Raw genomic sequence first — 15174 nt, 5'->3', positions numbered from 1 at the left:
GGAGTAGGGGAGTAGGGGAGTAGGGTTGAATGTTCTGTTGCGGTCCGCGCCAAATTCTACTGACTACTGACTACTGACTACTGACTAACCCATCCACCACAAGAACGGTCGCCATGAACGACGCCCTCCAAAAATCGCCGCCAGAAGAGGTCACCGCCACGAGCGAAGTGGCGGCTGGGGCCATCCTCACCATCGATCTCGGTGCAATCCGTGAAAACTACCGGCGGCTGAAGGCGCGGTTGGGCGATGTTGCCTGCGCTGGTGTGCTCAAGGCGGACGGCTACGGCCTTGGCGCCGGCCAGGTCGGGGCGGCACTGCTGCGCGAAGGCTGCGATATCTTCTTCGTTGCGCTTCTGGGCGAAGGCGTCGCCCTGCGCCGCTCGCTTGGGGCGGACCCTGCCATTTTCGTGTTGAACGGCATTCCGCCCGGTGCCGAGCCGGACGCTGTGGCAGCAAACCTTTGCGTTGTTATCAACAGCCACGAGCAACTGACAGCCTGGCGTGCTGCGGCCCGCCGCGCCGGCCGAAAACTTCCGGCCGCGGTCCAGGTCGACAGCGGCATGTCGCGGCTCGGCATGGCGCCCCGGGATGTGGAGCGCGTTGCCGCCGATCCGCAGGCCTTCGACGGCATCGACATCAGGTTCGTGATGAGCCATCTGGCCTGCGCCGACGAGCCGGAGCACCCGGCCAATGAGAAGCAGCGGTCGGTGTTCGAGCGGCTGCGCGCAATGTTGCCGAAGGCGCCGGCGTCGCTGGCCAATTCCTCCGGCATCTTTCTTGGGCCGTCCTTTCACTACGATCTCGCCCGCCCCGGTGCCGCCCTCTACGGCATCAATCCGACGCCGGCAAAGCCCAATCCGATGCTGCCGGTGGTGCGGTTGCAGGCAAAGGTGGCACAGACGCGAAGCGTCGAAAAAGGCGCCGGCGTCGGCTATGGCCACAGCTATCATGCGCAAGGCCCGCTCAGGCTGGCGACGATTTCGTTCGGCTACGCTGATGGCTGGCAACGCCGCGCCGCGTCCGCCGCCTGGTTCGAGGGCGTGCGGCTACCTTTCGTCGGGCGGGTGTCGATGGATTCGATCATTCTCGACATTTCCGCCCTGCCGGGCGGCAGGCTGCGCGAGGGTGATCTGGTCGAACTGCTCGGTCCCTCGCAAAGCGTCGATGACGCCGCCGGCCATGCCGGCACCATCGGCTACGAGATCCTGACCAGCCTCGGCCCGCGCTTCTACCGGCGCTATGTCGGCGGTTGAGCGGTTTGGCCGCGCTTGACAAGCGGACGCCTGTCGGCAAGGCTCCATGCATGAGCAACCCAGCTTATATCAGAACCTTGTTCAGGGTCTGCCCGATCGCGGGATCGTAGCCCCGGCGCGGTCGCCTTTTGGCGTCCGTCCGAACCGGGGCATTTCTACCTGACATTATCATTCCCGAGCCAGACAGCTTCGCGGCTGCCGGTTTTTCATCAAGCCACCGTTTGCGCGGCGGCAGGCGCGCGTCTGTTCGATGCGCCAAGTCATGAGGTTTGCCATGCAACATGCAACAGGATTGCGTCCACCGAGCCGGCTTCTGGTCACCGATGCCGACCATCATAGGCTGACGGGCCTGGCGCGGGCGTCGCTCGACCGCGTGCCCGAGACGGCCGAAGAATTGCTTTCGGAGATGGACCGTGCCGTTGTCACGGCAGCGGCTTCCATGCCGGCCAATGTCGTGCGGATGGGCTCGGCGGTGACAATCCGCAACGATGGCGGCAACATCCAGCGCGTCACGCTGGTCTATCCCGGCGAAGCAGACATCAGTGAAAACAGGATCTCGGTGCTGACGCCGATGGGGACGGCGCTCATCGGCGCGACCGCTGGGCAGACGGTGTGCTGGAGCAGCCGTGGCGGCCGGGAACTGTCGGCGACCATCGAAGTGGTCGATACGCCGGCCTGCGGGCGGGAGGGGGCCTGATCATGGAGACGGTGATGACAGGCGCGAATTTCCAGCTGACGACAAAGGACTTCGCCGTCCTCGAAATCATGTTGGAGCGTCGGCGGGCTTTCGCGGATCCGATTGTTCCAATGCTTGAAGACAAGCTTTCCAAGGCCGAGGTCGTCGCGATCGATTCGGTCGGATCCGATATCGTGACGCTGAACAGCAGGCTGGTATTCCGTGTCGATGCCGGCCCCGCCCAGACCCGGACCCTGGTGCAGAACGAGGTGCGCGGCCCGGTCGGCTCCAGCCTGTCGATCATGACAAGGCGGGGGCTTTGCATGCTCGGCATGGCCGAGGGCCAGACTGCATGGATCGAACAGGCCGACGGCAGGCGGGAGTCGGTCCTGATCGCGACCGTGCTCTACCAGCCGGAGGCCGCGCGGCGTGCCGTCAGGGAGAAATCCCAGGCCGAGGCGCGACGGCCGCATGGGCTCACCCTCGTCTACAGCGCCGCAGCCGATTGGCGGCCCCTTGGCGAAAGGGCCGGAATGCGGCAGACAGGGGATGACGACCCCGGTCCTGCGGCGGCGTGAACAGGCAACACTGCATGATCTCGAAAATCGGCATCGATTTTCGCCGGGGATCATGCGCAAATCGGAATGCGCCGCGTCCAGGCGTCCTCAAGGGCGTGCGACGCGGCAAGGAGTAAACGATGAAGATCATGGTGCTGGGCGGCGGCGTCATCGGAGTGACCACGGCGTACTTTCTCGCCGAGGCCGGCCACGAGGTGACGGTTCTCGACCGCCAGAAAGGCCCGGCGCTGGAAACCAGCTTCGCCAATGCCGGCGAAATTTCGCCCGGCTACGCCTCGCCCTGGGCCGGGCCCGGCATTCCGCTGAAGGCGATCAAATGGCTGCTGATGAAGCATGGCCCGCTGGTGGTGCGGCCGGCCTTCGATCCGCATATGTGGACATGGCTCATCAAGATGCTGCGCAACTGCACGGCCGAGCGCTATGCGATCAACAAGGCGCGCATGGTGCCGCTGGCCGAATACAGCCGCGATACGCTCAAGGCGCTGCGCGAAGCGACCGGCATCGCCTATGACGAGCGGACCCAGGGCACGCTGCAGCTGTTCCGGACGCAAAAGCAGCTTGACGGCACCGGCGGCGATGTCGAGGTGCTGAAGAAGTATGGCGTGCCTTACGAGATCCTCGACCAGGACGGTTGCATCGCGGCTGAGCCTGGCCTTGCCGGGGTGCGCGAAAAGTTCGTCGGCGGCCTCAGGCTGCCGCACGACGAGACCGGCGACTGCAAGATGTTCACCGACAGGCTGGCCGAGCTTTGCGTGGCGCGCGGCGTCAAGTTCGAGTACGACGTGACGATCTGGCGCGTCATCCGCAGCCGCAACCGCATTGCCAATCTCAGCACCAGCAAGGGCTGGAAGACCGCCGACGCCTATGTGATGGCGCTGGGCAGTTATTCGGCGGGTTTCATGCGCCGGGTGAAGCGGCCGATCCCGGTTTATCCGGTCAAGGGCTATTCGATCACCGTGCCGATCAAGGACGCCGCCGCGGCACCGGTGTCGACGGTGATGGACGAGACCTACAAGGTGGCGATCACCCGGCTTGGCGACCGCATCCGGGTTGGCGGCACGGCCGAGATTTCCGGTTTCGACCTCAGGCTGCACGAATCGCGGCGGCGCACGCTGGAACACTCGGTCGGCGATCTCTTTCCTGGCGCCGGCGCGATGCGGGACGCGACGTTCTGGTGCGGGCTGCGGCCGATGACGCCGGATGGCCCGCCGCTGATCGGCCGCACCGAGCTTTCCAATCTCTATCTCAACACCGGCCACGGCACGCTCGGCTGGACCATGGCTTGCGGCTCGGGCAAGGTGCTGGCCGACATCATCTCCAACCGGGTGCCTGACATCGACGTCCGCGACCTCGCGCAGGAGCGCTATCTGCGCTAGAGAGTCAGAACGCCTGCCGGACCCAGTCCTCGTCGAAAAGCAGCCGATACGCCCACGGGATCGTCACATTGGTGGCGACCGGATTGGAGTGGGCGACATAGTCGTCATAGATCGGCTTCATCCTGGTGTAGAAGGCCGGATCGAGCACCATCATGCCGTTCTCACTGTCGTGGAAGAAGCTGCGGTTGTTGAGATTGACCGACGAGATGGCGACCAGCCTTTCGTCGATCATCATGATCTTGGAATGCAGCACCACGTCAGGCGCCTTGAACTCGCGGATGTTGATGCGGTCGCCATATTTCTCGACGAACAGCTTGTTGAGCGCGGTGAGGAACTTGCCGCCGATATCGCCCTTGAGATCGATGCGGCCGACAATGTCGATCCTGACGCCGCGCGCGAGCGCCCGGTCAACAGCCTGGGCAAGCTTGGGCGTCAGGTTGAGGTAGGGATTAACGATCTGGATATGGTGCTGGGCGGCGTCGACCAACTCGACGAAATAATCCTCCAGCGCATGGCCATCCTCGTAAGGCACCGAAATGAAGTGTCGTGCCGTGCCTGAAGGACGGGCGCCGTCGGACCGGACCGGAATGGAGAAGGGGCGCGCCAGATTGGTGTCGGCGTCGCGCAGCCACACTGTCGAAAGATGCGCGGCAAGGGTCTCGACCGTGGCCGGATCGGCGAACTCGATGTCGAAGTCGCTCCAGTTCGAATAGTAGTTCAGCGAGAATCCATCGGTCTTGCCGTATTGCTCAAGGTCGGGATAGCGCGACAGATCGATCGGCTGGTGGAACAGGAAGCCGTCATGGATGTTGCGGCCGCCGACGATGGCGCGCGACCGCCGTGGATCGTCGGCAAGCGTCGCCAGCATCTTGACGTGATGGACCTTGTGCAATTGTGAAATCTGCTCGTCGATCGGCGCGCCCCGGTCCGCCCGCCAGCGATATTCCTGCAGCCCGACATTGGGGAATTCGGCCGCCAGCCGATGCAGCATGGCGTCGTCCTTGTCGCGCTCCAGCACGTCGGTGACCAGGATGCGCACCTTGGTGCCGAGGGCTGCATGATGACGGATCAGCCGTTCGATGATGCGGCCGGAGAAGTCGGCCTTGAACTCCAGGGATGACAGATAGATCAGCTTCAGTTTTGGGGCCCTGGAGAAGTCGAGCGGCAGCTCCGGGTCGCCCTTGTCGATGGCGCTGTCGGACAGCGGCGCTCCCATCAGCGCCTCGACCTTGGCGTTGAAGCCATCGCGCGATTTGCGCAGCAGGCGCGGCTTTCCGATCGGCAAGGCACAGGTCTGCGACAGCCAACGGCTGGCATAGAAGGCGCGGCTGAGAGGATCGAGGCCGGTTGGGTCTGGCGTCGGGCAACGCTCGTAGCGACTGTCGAAAGCGGCAAGCGCCGGATCGGCGGTCTCTTCGCGTCGGATGGTGAGCGGCGCGCCGGCCGGAGCAAGGCTGGAGCGGATTCTTGCCGCGCAGCGGTTCAGGCCGTCACTTGGAAACAGGCTGACCGTATCGTCCTCGCCGGACAGGCGAAAGCGAAATGCCGTGCCCGTGGCGATGGTGCGTGAAGCGCCGCCGGCACGGATCGCCAGCGTGCCGTCGCAGACGCCTTCGATGTCGGCCGGTTGCTTGCCGGCCTGGCGCAGCACGATCTCGACGCTGCGCGCTTGCAGGCCGGAGAAATCGAAGGTCTTGGGCGCCGAAGGCTGCGCCGCCGCATCGATGTAGAGCGTCTGTCGCGACACCCGCCAGCGTCCGTCAAAATGACCCTCGCCGCTGTTGGCGCCGGCCGGCGGCAGATGCATTTCGGCAACCGGCCCGGCCAGTTTTTGCAGCGTCCGGTAGGTCGCCTGGAAATCGCTGTTGGCGATCTCATGGCGGTCGTGGCCGAAAGGGCCGGTGCCGTTGGCGCGGTCCATGGCGCCAAGCTGATGGCGGGCGAGCAGCGCCAGGAAGCGTTTTTCGTAGTCGCTGGTGCCGGCGTCGCCGAAAAACTGCGCGGCGGCGATCCGTGGCCCAGCTGTCTCCGCGGAGAGCGCGGGTCGCGCGCAAGCGCTCTGGCCTTGCAGGAGATCGCAGGCATTGCGACCAGTACCGGCACAGCCGGCAAGGACAGCCAGCCCGAACAGAACGACGGCGGTGAATGCGCGACCCTTCACCCGGCAGCTCCGGTCTTCAAGGCACTCAATTGCGCCGGATCGCGCGGCGGCATGAAACCCTGCGGGAAGACCTTGCAGACGGGGATGGCAAAGGTGGCGATCAGCAGTTCGGCCTCGCCGCGCATCTTGCGCGGCGTTGCGTTGTCGTCACGGATCGCTTTCGCCGAGGCAACCAGGGCGCCGTCGCAGTCGCAATGGTTGTGGCGGGCGACGTAGCAGGCATCATGCGTCTGGCAGGCCGCGTCGAGGCGATCGACCGGTTGGGCCGACAGATCGCCGGTGCGGGTGCCGGGGCCGCAATAATTGCCGAAGACGAAAGGCGAAGGCCGCGCCATGGCGTAGCGGATCGGTTTGGGCAGTTCGGCCTCCGGAACCTTCGTCCACGGATTGGCGCAAGCGGAAATGAAAAGCAGCGGCAGGATGGCAAGAACGGCTCGCATGTCTATCCGCGCCAGCTTTCTGAAAGGTTCCCCACCCGGCGACCTGCCCGTGGCCGGCGACCGCACGCCTGATGCCACACTGGCCGGTTTTGTGGCAAGGAAAAGGCGGCACGGCCAAAGCGTATCGCGTTTGATCGGATTCATGCGATGCGCTTTAGCGTCTTAGTTTATGCATGTCGTTCGCCCAAAACCGAGATCAGTTTTGGGCGACATGCCTCAGACGAACAGGTTCCGCTCCCGCTCCACCATCTTGGTGATGAAGCTGGCGACGATCTGGACGCGGCGCAGTGGCCTGACCGATTCGTGATAGACCAGCCAGTAGGCGCGGCGGATGGGTGCCACGACATCGACCGGCACGAGTTCCGGCATCGAGCGGGCGACGAAGGTGTGCAGGATGCCGATGCCGGCGCCCGAGCGCACTGCTTCGGCCTGGCCGAGCGCCGAGGAGATGGCGAAACTGGTGCGCCAGTCCGCGCTGAATTCGGCCGCGTAGTCGAGCGAAGGGCTGACAATGAGATCCGGCACATAGCCGATAAGGGTGTGCTGGCCGAGTTCGGCCGCTGTTTTGGGCAGACCATTGGCTTCGACATAAGCGCGCGAGGCAAACAGGCCGAGCGAATAGTCGACCAGCTTTCCCGCCACCAGCCGGCCTTCGGTCGGCCGCTCGACAGTGATGGCGATGTCCGCCTCGCGGCGCGACAGGGAGAAGGAGCGCGGCACCGGCACCAGCTGGATCGTCAGCTCGCGGTGCAGGGCGGTCAGCGCGCCAAGGCGCTTGGCCAGGAAGGCAACGCCAAAACCGTCCGGGGCGCCGATGCGCACCGTGCCGGAAACATCGTCGCCTTCGCCTGATATGGTCGAGCGCGCGGCGATCATGTCGCCCTCCATGCGCTCGGCAATGTCGAGGAAGCGCTCGCCGGCGGGAGTCAGCTCGCTGCCGGTGGTCAGCCGGCGAAACAGCTTTGTCCGAAGCGCATCCTCGAGTGCGGCGATGCGGCGTGAGACGGTGGCGTGGTTGAGCTCCAGCCGTTTGGCGGCGCCAAGGATCTGGCCGGCACGCGCCACGGCAAGGAAGATGCGGACGTCATCCCAGTTCATGGGGATGGTCCAGATGACAATCGCTGACGCCGCGTCCTGTGGTGGGAACTCAATCTCTCAATCCCTGCTGCTATCAGACGGGGTCTCCGCATTTGCGAGAATTGATGCTCGTCCGTCAACCGCTATCTACTTTCCGCACAACGGTTGCGTTCTCCGTCGCGTTGCCATCCGCCGGCCAAAGGCGGACAATGCAGCATCACAAACAAGGGAGAGAAATCATGATCGACTATGGTCATTTCATCGGCGGCAAGCACGTCGCCGGGACCAGCGGCCGCAAGCAGGATGTCATGCAGCCGATGGACGGCTCCGTGCGCGGCACGGTGGCGCTGGCATCACAGGCGGAACTGCGCGCTGCGGTGGAGAACGCCAAGGCTGCGCAGCCGAAATGGGCCGCAACCAACCCGCAGCGTCGCGTGCGCGTGCTGATGAAGTTTCTCGAACTGGTCGCCCGCGACTATGACGAACTGGCCGACATCCTGGCGCGCGAACACGGCAAGACGATCGCCGACGCCAAGGGCGACATCCAGCGCGGCCTCGAAGTGGTCGAAGTCTGCATCGGCGCGCCGCACATGATGAAGGGTGAATTCACCGACGGCGCCGGCCCCGGCATCGACGTCTATTCGATGCGCCAGCCGCTCGGCGTCGTCGCCGGCATCACGCCGTTCAACTTCCCGGCAATGATCCCGCTGTGGAAGATCGCGCCGGCCATCGCCTGCGGCAACGCCTTCATCCTGAAGCCGTCGGAGCGCGATCCGGGCGTGCCGATGCGCATCGCCGAACTGTTCCTCGAAGCTGGCCTGCCGGCGGGCATCCTCAATGTCGTCAATGGCGACAAGGACGTGGTCGACGCCATCCTCGACGATCCCGACATCAAGGCCATCGGCTTTGTCGGCTCGACGCCGATCGCCCACTACATCTATTCGCGCGGCACGGCCGCCGGCAAGCGCGTGCAGTGCTTCGGCGGCGCCAAGAACCACATGATCATCATGCCCGATGCCGACATGGACCAGACGGTCGACGCGCTGATCGGCGCCGGCTACGGCTCGGCCGGCGAACGCTGCATGGCGATCTCGGTTGCCGTCCCGGTCGGCAACGACACCGCCAACCGGCTGATGGAAAAGCTGATCCCGCGCGTCGAAAGCCTGAAGGTCGGTCCTTCGACCGACTCTTCCGCCGATTTCGGCCCGCTGGTGACGCGCCAAGCCCTGGAGCGGGTCAAGGGCTATGTCGACACCGGCGTCAAGGAAGGCGCCAAGCTGGTCGTCGACGGCCGCGGCTTCTCCATGCAGGGCTATGAAGACGGCTACTATATGGGCGGCTGCCTGTTCGACAACGTCACCGCGGACATGCGCATCTACAAGGAAGAGATCTTTGGGCCGGTGTTGTCGGTTGTGCGCGCGCCGACCTATGAGAGCGCGATCAAGCTCGCCAACGACCATGAGATGGGCAATGGCGTCGCCATCTTCACCCGTGACGGCGATGCCGCGCGCGACTTCGCAAGCCGTGTCCAGGTCGGCATGGTCGGCATCAATGTGCCGATCCCGGTGCCGATCGCCTACTACACCTTCGGCGGTTGGAAGGCGTCTTCCTTCGGCGACCTCAACCAGCACGGCCCGGACGCGTTCCGTTTCTACACCAAGACCAAGACGGTGACCTCGCGCTGGCCGTCCGGGATCAAGGACGGTGCCGAATTCGTCATCCCGACGATGAACTGACCGGACAACAGATTGATTTTGAATTTGAGGCCCGGGCGCTCGCGCCCGGGCTTTTTTGCAGGTCGGCGACGACCCTATCTGCGTGAACGCTAATGTGATGGAACCAAGTGGGCATCTGCCGTCTTGGTTTGCAGTCCTGCCGCAAGGAGGTACGGCAGATCAAGCAACGGCGCTGGCGACAGCTTCGGGGACATCGTCTGGCGCAAGGAGGTGTCAGATGACCCGTCTTGTGGCAACGCTATTTTTCGCGGCGGTTTCCGCGTTTGCCGCCGTCCCGGCGATGGCGGAGCAATGCGCAGCCCGTGCGGATATGATCAAAGCGCTCGGGGAAAAATTCCACGAAAGCGAGGCTGCGCGCGGCCTGGTCAACCCGAGCGTCATTCTTGAGATATTCGTCTCCGACCAGGGCACCTGGACGATCCTTGCCACCGACACGCATGGTCAGAGCTGCGTCATCACGGCGGGCGAAGGCTGGGATGGTTCGTTGATGGCGGCGGCTGCCTTGCCAGGGACGTGATCCGAGCTTCGAGGAAGCACCGGCGACGAAAGCGCATCGGATTAAAAGACGCTCAGCGCGTCGCAGCCGTTTCGGCGTGGCCGCGCAGCAGCGCCATCAGGCGTTTGGCATCCTTGGCCGCGGCCTCCTCGTCGCCGGCAAGGATCGAGCGGATCAGCGCGACATGGTGCTCGGCGGATTCGGCAAGACCGGTCTCGGCCTTGTAGCGGAACCAGAAGCGGCGGCTGTGGGTCTGCAAAGGAGCGGCCAAACGGGCGGCGAAGGGATTGTCGGCAGCGAGCGCCAACGCTTCGTCAAGTGCCTTGTCGGCCTGAATGAAGGCAAGCACGTTGCCCGAGATCACCGCTTTCTGCATGGCAAGCGCTGCTTCGTGAAACAGGTCGGCGGCCTCGCGGGTGACGAAGCGGGCGGCCGAGCGGGCCAGCACCACCTCGACGCCGCGACGCGCGTCGAGCACGCGCAGCCAGTCGCCGGGATGCAGCGGGGCGATGGCAATGCCGGCGCGCGGCCTGATGTCGAGCAGCCCTTCCCAGGCCAGCCGCTGGATCGCCTCGCGCACCGGTGTCCTGCCAAGCCCGAGCCTGTCGATCAGGGCGCCCTCGGTGACGAAGCTTGCCGGGGCCAGTTCGAGCGTGACGATCATGTGCTCGAGCACATGGTAGGCCCTGGTCGCGGCCGGCTCCGCCGAGGTGCTTGCTGCCGTGGATATCAAATGCGCTCTCCTGATATATCTTGAATATATCATAACGGATTCCGCATTGACAGCCGGTTTGTTAATAGATATACCAGTGATATATCAGATGGAGAGATGATCATGTGGACCGGAGTTTTTCCTGCCGTCACGACCAAATTCACCGCGGATGATCGCCTCGATCATGCCGAGATGGAGCGCTGCTTCAACCTGCAGATGGAAGCTGGCTGCGACGGCATCATCGTTTGCGGATCGCTCGGCGAGGGGCCGATGCTGTCGCCCGATGAGAAGATCGAGGTGCTGAAGACCGCACAAAAGGTCGCCGGCAAGAAGCCGGTGCTGCTGACGGTCAACGAGGCCGGCACACGCGAGGCCGCCAGCATCGCCAAGCGCGCGAGCCGGGAAGGCGCCAACGGCCTGATGGTCGTGCCGAGCCCGATCTACCACACCAATGCGGAAGAGACGGTCGCGGCGCTGCGCGCGGTCGCGCAGGCTGGCGACCTGCCGGTCATGATCTACTCCAACCGGCTTGCCTACCGCGTCGACGTCAGCGTCGACCAGATGGAGGAGCTGGCGTCGGACGAGCGCTTTGTCGCGATCAAGGAATCCTCCGACGACATCCGTCGTTCGACCGAGATCATCAATCGCCTGGGCACTCGCTACGACCTGTTCACCGGCGTCGACAATCTGGCCTTCGAGGCGCTGTCGGTCGGCGCCATCGGTTGGGTGGCCGGACTGGTCACCGCGTTCCCGCGCGAGACGGTCGCCATCTACCAGCTGATGAAGCAGGGTCGCCGCGAAGAGGCGCTCGGCATCTACCGCTGGTTCCGGCCGCTGCTCGATCTCGACGTCTCGACCTATCTGGTCCAAAACATCAAGCTTGCCGAAGTGTTCGCGATCAACACAAATGACCGCGTTCGCATGCCGCGACAGCCGCTGTCTGGCGATCGCCGCAAGTCCGTCGAGAAGATCGTCAAGGATGCGCTCGCGGTGCGGCCGACACTGCCGCAGTTCTGAGGCTTCTTCTTCCTGTTCGCAGGGAGAAGATGGTGGCAGCCAGATAAGGGGCAGCGCCCACGTGCAAGGAAATTCCAAGTCGACAGAAGCGGGGCGCAGCCCCTCATCCGCCCTTCGGGCGCCTTCTCCCCGTGAACGGGGAGAAGGGTTGGACATAGCCATCGTCGGTGGCGGCATCATCGGTATCTGTGCCGCTGCTTCTCTCGCTGAGGCGGGACGCAGGGTCACCGTCTTCGATCGCACAGGCATTTGCGAGGAGACGAGCTCGGGCAATGCCGCCGCCTTCGCCTTCTCCGACGTGCTGCCGCTGGCGCACAAGGGCATGATGCGGCAGCTGCCGAAATGGCTGGCCGATCCGCTCGGCCCGCTCAGCATCCCGCCCGCCTACCTGCCGACGCTTCTGCCCTGGCTGATCCGCTTCTGGCGCGCCGGTGCGCCGGGGAAATACGAGGCGAGCCTTGCCGCTCAAGCAGGCATGATGAAGCTTGCCGAGGCGGAGTGGATGGGCTTGCTCGATCGCTCAGGCACGCGGTCGATGCTGCGCGAGGATGGCTCGCTCGAGCTTTACGAAAGCGAAGCCGAATTTCAGGCCGGGCTGCCCGGCTGGGCGGCGCGTAAGCGTTTCGGCATCGGTTTCCGCCACGTCGAGGGCGAGGAACTGGCCGCCTTGCAGCCGGGCCTGTCGCCGCGCTTCATCAAAGGCACGTTCGTGCCGGGATGGAAGACGGTCGCCGACCCGAAACTGCTGGGCAAAGCGGTGTGGACCTATGCGCAGGCCAAGGGCGCTCGCTTTGAGCTGGTCCGGATCAGCCAAGTCGCGGCGGATCAGGATGGAGCGACGCTGACGTTGGCAGACGGCACGACCAGACAGGCCCGGCACCTCGTCGTCGCCGCCGGCGCCTGGTCGCATCTGCTGGCCAAGCAACTCGGCGATCGCATTCCGCTGGAGACCGAGCGCGGCTACAACACCACCTTGCCCACGAGTGCCTTCGACGTGAAGCGGATGCTGATCTTCTCCGGCCATGGTTTCGTCGTCACGCCGCTCGAAACGGGCCTGCGCGTCGGCGGCGCCGTCGAACTCGGCGGCATCGAGCGGCCGCCCAATTATGCCAGGTCGAAGGCGCTGCTGCAGAAGGCACAGAAATTCCTGCCGGGGCTCGATCCCTCGGGTGGGCGCGAATGGATGGGGTTCCGCCCCTCGCTGCCGGATTCAGTGCCCGTCATCGGCGGCGCGCCGGGAAAGCGGTCGGTGGTCTATGCCTTCGGCCATGGCCATCTCGGCCTGACCCAGGCGGCGGCCACCGGACGGTTGATCAGGGATCTTGTCCTGGGGCAGACTCCGCCGATCGATCTGGCCCCCTTCGGTCCGCAACGATTTTGATTTTTTCGGGTTTTTGATTTTCGAGGAGCGTCATGGCCAAGAAATCCTTCTTCTGCATAGACGGCCACACCTGCGGCAATCCTGTGCGGCTGGTCGCCGGCGGCGGCCCGCTGTTGCAGGGCGCGACGATGATGGAGCGGCGTGCGCATTTTCTGGCCGAGTATGACTGGATCCGCACCGGGCTGATGTTCGAGCCGCGCGGCCACGACGTGATGTCCGGTTCGATCCTCTATCCGCCGACGCGCGAGGATTGCGACATCGCCATCCTGTTCATCGAAACCTCCGGCTGCCTGCCGATGTGCGGCCATGGCACGATCGGTACGGTGACGATGGCCATCGAGCACGGACTGATCAAACCAAAGACGCCGGGCGTGCTCAGGCTCGACACGCCGGCCGGGCTGGTCGTCGCCGAATACAAGCAGGTCGGCGACTATGTCGAGGAGGTGCGCATCACCAATGTGCCATCCTTCCTCCATGCCGAGGGGCTGACGGTCGAATGCCCTGGGCTCGGTGAAATCACCGTCGACGTCGCCTATGGCGGCAACTTCTACGCCATCGTCGAACCGCAGGAGAACTATCGCGACATGGCCGATCATTCGGCGGGCGACTTCATCGCCTGGAGCCCGGTGGTGCGGCAGCGGCTCAACGAGAAATATTCCTTCGTGCATCCGGAAAATCCTGGCATCAACCGGGTGTCGCACATGCTGTGGACCGGTGCGCCGACGGTGGATGGGGCGGATGCCCGCAATGCCGTGTTCTACGGCGACAAGGCGATCGACCGCTCGCCCTGCGGCACCGGCACCTCGGCGCGCATGGCGCAGCTTCATGCCAAGGGCAAACTCAAGGCCGGAGACAGCTTCGTGCATGAATCGATCATCGGTTCGCTGTTCAAGGGGAAGGTCGAAAAGGATGTCAGCGTGGCCGGCAAGCCGGCCATCATTCCCTCGATCGGCGGCTGGGCGCGCATGACCGGACTGAACACCATCTTCATCGACAACCGCGACCCGTTCGCGCACGGGTTTGTTGTCAAGTGATGGGAATCCTGACCTTGCGGAAAGCAACGACCTGAAAAATGGATCGTGCCAAAAACGCAAGGATTCCTTTCATCACCTAATTTTGACGGCGATTTCTTCGAAACGGAGCGCATGATGCGGTCGAATCGTCAAAGACATTGCGTTATGCCAATGGTAGGGTCCGCGATAGTCCAGGGGTCGGATGATGGAAAACGGGCAATCGGGCGGCGTGCTTCGAAAACACGCATGACGATTGAAAAATGACGTTGCAATCCGGGCTCGAAACTTTACGACTAGGGGAAATACGAAAAGGAATGCGTCTGCATGGGCGACATTCCAGGGGAGCCATGTACACATGCAGTACTTTGTCCAGCAGCTTATCAACGGGCTGACGCTGGGATCGATCTATGGGCTGATCGCGATCGGCTACACGATGGTCTACGGCATCATCGGTATGATCAATTTCGCCCATGGCGACATCTTCATGGTGGGTGCCTTCACGGCACTGATCGTCTTCCTCGCCCTTGGCGCGCTGTTCTATTCCGTGCCGGTTGTGCTGGCGCTGCTGATCATGATGATCGTGGCGATGCTGCTCACCAGCCTCTACAACTGGACGATCGAAAAGGTGGCCTACCGGCCGCTGCGCGGTTCGTTCCGACTGGCCCCGCTGATCACTGCCATCGGCATGTCGATCGCGCTGTCGAACTTCGTCCAGGTGACGCAGGGTCCCCGCAACAAGCCGATCCCGCCGATGGTCAGCCAGGTTTACAACATCAACGGCATCAGCGTGTCGCTGAAGCAGATCATCATCGTCGTCGTCACGGCGCTGCTGCTGGCGCTGTTCTGGTATCTGGTCAACAAGACCTCGCTTGGACGAGCGCAACGGGCCTGTGAGCAGGACCGCAAGATGGCGGCGCTGCTCGGCATCGATGTCGACCGTACCATCTCGATCACCTTCATCATGGGTGCGGCCCTTGCCGCGGTCGCCGGCACTTTGTTCCTGATGTATTACGGCGTCATTGCCTTCTCGGATGGTTTCACGCCGGGCGTGAAAGCCTTCACGGCGGCGGTGCTGGGCGGCATCGGTTCGCTGCCGGGCGCGGTGGTCGGCGGGTTGATGATCGGCTTCATCGAGAGCATGTGGTCGGCCTATTTCTCGATCGACTACAAGGATGTCGCGGCGTTCTCGATCCTGGCCATCGTGCTGATCTTCCTGCCTTCCGGCATATTGGGCCGGCCAGAAGTCGAAAAGGTCTGA

Annotated in this window: 14 protein-coding genes; 10 read left to right on the top strand and 4 right to left on the bottom strand. The window is 63.9% G+C overall.

Going from position 1 to position 15174, the window contains the following annotated elements:
* Nucleotides 1-113: 113 nt before the first annotated feature.
* From alr to EN949_RS09115, 4 genes are all read left to right on the top strand, one after another.
* Entirely contained in the window at nucleotides 114-1253 is a 1140-nt protein-coding gene (gene alr / locus EN949_RS09130; protein WP_127366640.1) for an alanine racemase, read from the top strand.
* A gap of 274 nt (nucleotides 1254-1527) precedes the next feature.
* Nucleotides 1528-1950 (top strand): nucleoside diphosphate kinase regulator, encoded by a 423-nt coding sequence (rnk, locus tag EN949_RS09125; RefSeq protein WP_027162554.1) that lies wholly within the window; start codon nucleotides 1528-1530, stop codon nucleotides 1948-1950.
* Between the two features lie 2 nt (nucleotides 1951-1952).
* Nucleotides 1953-2507: a nucleoside-diphosphate kinase gene (locus tag EN949_RS09120; protein ID WP_013529081.1), complete on the top strand. Its 555-nt coding sequence runs from the start codon at nucleotides 1953-1955 to the stop codon at nucleotides 2505-2507.
* A 119-nt stretch (nucleotides 2508-2626) separates the two neighbouring features.
* Nucleotides 2627-3883 carry a D-amino acid dehydrogenase gene (locus tag EN949_RS09115; RefSeq protein ID WP_013529082.1) on the top strand — a complete coding sequence of 419 codons (1257 nt, stop codon included), beginning with the start codon at nucleotides 2627-2629 and terminating at the stop codon, nucleotides 3881-3883.
* Between the two features lie 4 nt (nucleotides 3884-3887).
* On the opposite strand, the gene EN949_RS09110 is transcribed toward EN949_RS09115, so the two are convergent.
* The 3 genes from EN949_RS09110 to EN949_RS09100 all read right to left on the bottom strand — a co-directional run bounded on the left by EN949_RS09110 (nucleotide 3888) and on the right by EN949_RS09100 (nucleotide 7582).
* Complete coding sequence (locus tag EN949_RS09110) at nucleotides 3888-6044, bottom strand: phospholipase D-like domain-containing protein (RefSeq protein WP_127371672.1); 2157 nt, start codon at nucleotides 6042-6044, stop codon at nucleotides 3888-3890.
* On the bottom strand, nucleotides 6041-6484 hold the full coding sequence (locus EN949_RS09105) for a hypothetical protein (protein ID WP_127367477.1): 444 nt from the start codon (nucleotides 6482-6484) through the stop codon (nucleotides 6041-6043). Before EN949_RS09105 ends, EN949_RS09110 begins: the two co-directional genes overlap by 4 nt.
* A gap of 216 nt (nucleotides 6485-6700) precedes the next feature.
* Nucleotides 6701-7582 (bottom strand): LysR family transcriptional regulator, encoded by an 882-nt coding sequence (locus EN949_RS09100; protein ID WP_127367476.1) that lies wholly within the window; start codon nucleotides 7580-7582, stop codon nucleotides 6701-6703.
* 218 nt (nucleotides 7583-7800) lie between these two features.
* Between EN949_RS09100 and EN949_RS09095 the strand changes: the two genes are divergently transcribed.
* Nucleotides 7801-9297 (top strand): CoA-acylating methylmalonate-semialdehyde dehydrogenase, encoded by a 1497-nt coding sequence (locus EN949_RS09095; RefSeq protein ID WP_013529086.1) that lies wholly within the window; start codon nucleotides 7801-7803, stop codon nucleotides 9295-9297.
* A 217-nt stretch (nucleotides 9298-9514) separates the two neighbouring features.
* A complete protein-coding gene (locus EN949_RS09090; protein ID WP_024502890.1) occupies nucleotides 9515-9814 on the top strand; it encodes a hypothetical protein in 300 nt (99 codons plus the stop codon).
* 52 nt (nucleotides 9815-9866) lie between these two features.
* Here EN949_RS09090 and EN949_RS09085 read toward each other — a convergent pair whose 3' ends face one another.
* On the bottom strand, nucleotides 9867-10559 hold the full coding sequence (locus tag EN949_RS09085; RefSeq protein ID WP_050596296.1) for a GntR family transcriptional regulator: 693 nt from the start codon (nucleotides 10557-10559) through the stop codon (nucleotides 9867-9869).
* A gap of 69 nt (nucleotides 10560-10628) precedes the next feature.
* Here EN949_RS09085 and EN949_RS09080 point away from each other — a divergent pair, with 69 nt between their 5' ends.
* From EN949_RS09080 to EN949_RS09065, 4 genes are all read left to right on the top strand, one after another.
* Entirely contained in the window at nucleotides 10629-11522 is an 894-nt protein-coding gene (locus EN949_RS09080) for a dihydrodipicolinate synthase family protein (RefSeq protein WP_024502892.1), read from the top strand.
* Nucleotides 11523-11670: 148 nt separating this feature from the next.
* Entirely contained in the window at nucleotides 11671-12903 is a 1233-nt protein-coding gene (locus tag EN949_RS09075; protein ID WP_127371671.1) for an FAD-binding oxidoreductase, read from the top strand.
* 32 nt (nucleotides 12904-12935) lie between these two features.
* A complete protein-coding gene (locus tag EN949_RS09070; RefSeq protein ID WP_064995929.1) occupies nucleotides 12936-13937 on the top strand; it encodes a 4-hydroxyproline epimerase in 1002 nt (333 codons plus the stop codon).
* A 334-nt stretch (nucleotides 13938-14271) separates the two neighbouring features.
* Nucleotides 14272-15174, top strand: a complete 903-nt coding sequence (locus EN949_RS09065; RefSeq protein WP_013529092.1) for a branched-chain amino acid ABC transporter permease — start codon at nucleotides 14272-14274, stop codon at nucleotides 15172-15174.

Origin of the sequence: Mesorhizobium sp. M7A.F.Ca.US.007.01.2.1, from assembly GCF_003998165.1 — a bacterium.
Classification (GTDB): Bacteria; Pseudomonadota; Alphaproteobacteria; order Rhizobiales; family Rhizobiaceae; genus Mesorhizobium; species Mesorhizobium ciceri.
The sequence above is the reverse complement of the archived record's forward strand: the minus strand, read 5'-3'. Positions and strand labels throughout refer to the sequence as shown.

What these genes read in the sequence shown, in the direction of transcription:
- alr (WP_127366640.1), top strand. Translation starts at nt 114, where the DNA reads ATGAACGACGCCCTCCAAAAATCGCCGCCAGAAGAGGTCACCGCCACG.
- rnk (WP_027162554.1), top strand. Translation starts at nt 1,528, where the DNA reads ATGCAACATGCAACAGGATTGCGTCCACCGAGCCGGCTTCTGGTCACC.
- EN949_RS09120 (WP_013529081.1), top strand. Translation starts at nt 1,953, where the DNA reads ATGGAGACGGTGATGACAGGCGCGAATTTCCAGCTGACGACAAAGGAC.
- EN949_RS09115 (WP_013529082.1), top strand. Translation starts at nt 2,627, where the DNA reads ATGAAGATCATGGTGCTGGGCGGCGGCGTCATCGGAGTGACCACGGCG.
- EN949_RS09105 (WP_127367477.1), bottom strand. Translation starts at nt 6,484, where the DNA reads ATGCGAGCCGTTCTTGCCATCCTGCCGCTGCTTTTCATTTCCGCTTGC.
- EN949_RS09100 (WP_127367476.1), bottom strand. Translation starts at nt 7,582, where the DNA reads ATGAACTGGGATGACGTCCGCATCTTCCTTGCCGTGGCGCGTGCCGGC.
- EN949_RS09095 (WP_013529086.1), top strand. Translation starts at nt 7,801, where the DNA reads ATGATCGACTATGGTCATTTCATCGGCGGCAAGCACGTCGCCGGGACC.
- EN949_RS09090 (WP_024502890.1), top strand. Translation starts at nt 9,515, where the DNA reads ATGACCCGTCTTGTGGCAACGCTATTTTTCGCGGCGGTTTCCGCGTTT.
- EN949_RS09085 (WP_050596296.1), bottom strand. Translation starts at nt 10,559, where the DNA reads ATGATATATTCAAGATATATCAGGAGAGCGCATTTGATATCCACGGCA.
- EN949_RS09080 (WP_024502892.1), top strand. Translation starts at nt 10,629, where the DNA reads ATGTGGACCGGAGTTTTTCCTGCCGTCACGACCAAATTCACCGCGGAT.
- EN949_RS09070 (WP_064995929.1), top strand. Translation starts at nt 12,936, where the DNA reads ATGGCCAAGAAATCCTTCTTCTGCATAGACGGCCACACCTGCGGCAAT.
- EN949_RS09065 (WP_013529092.1), top strand. Translation starts at nt 14,272, where the DNA reads ATGCAGTACTTTGTCCAGCAGCTTATCAACGGGCTGACGCTGGGATCG.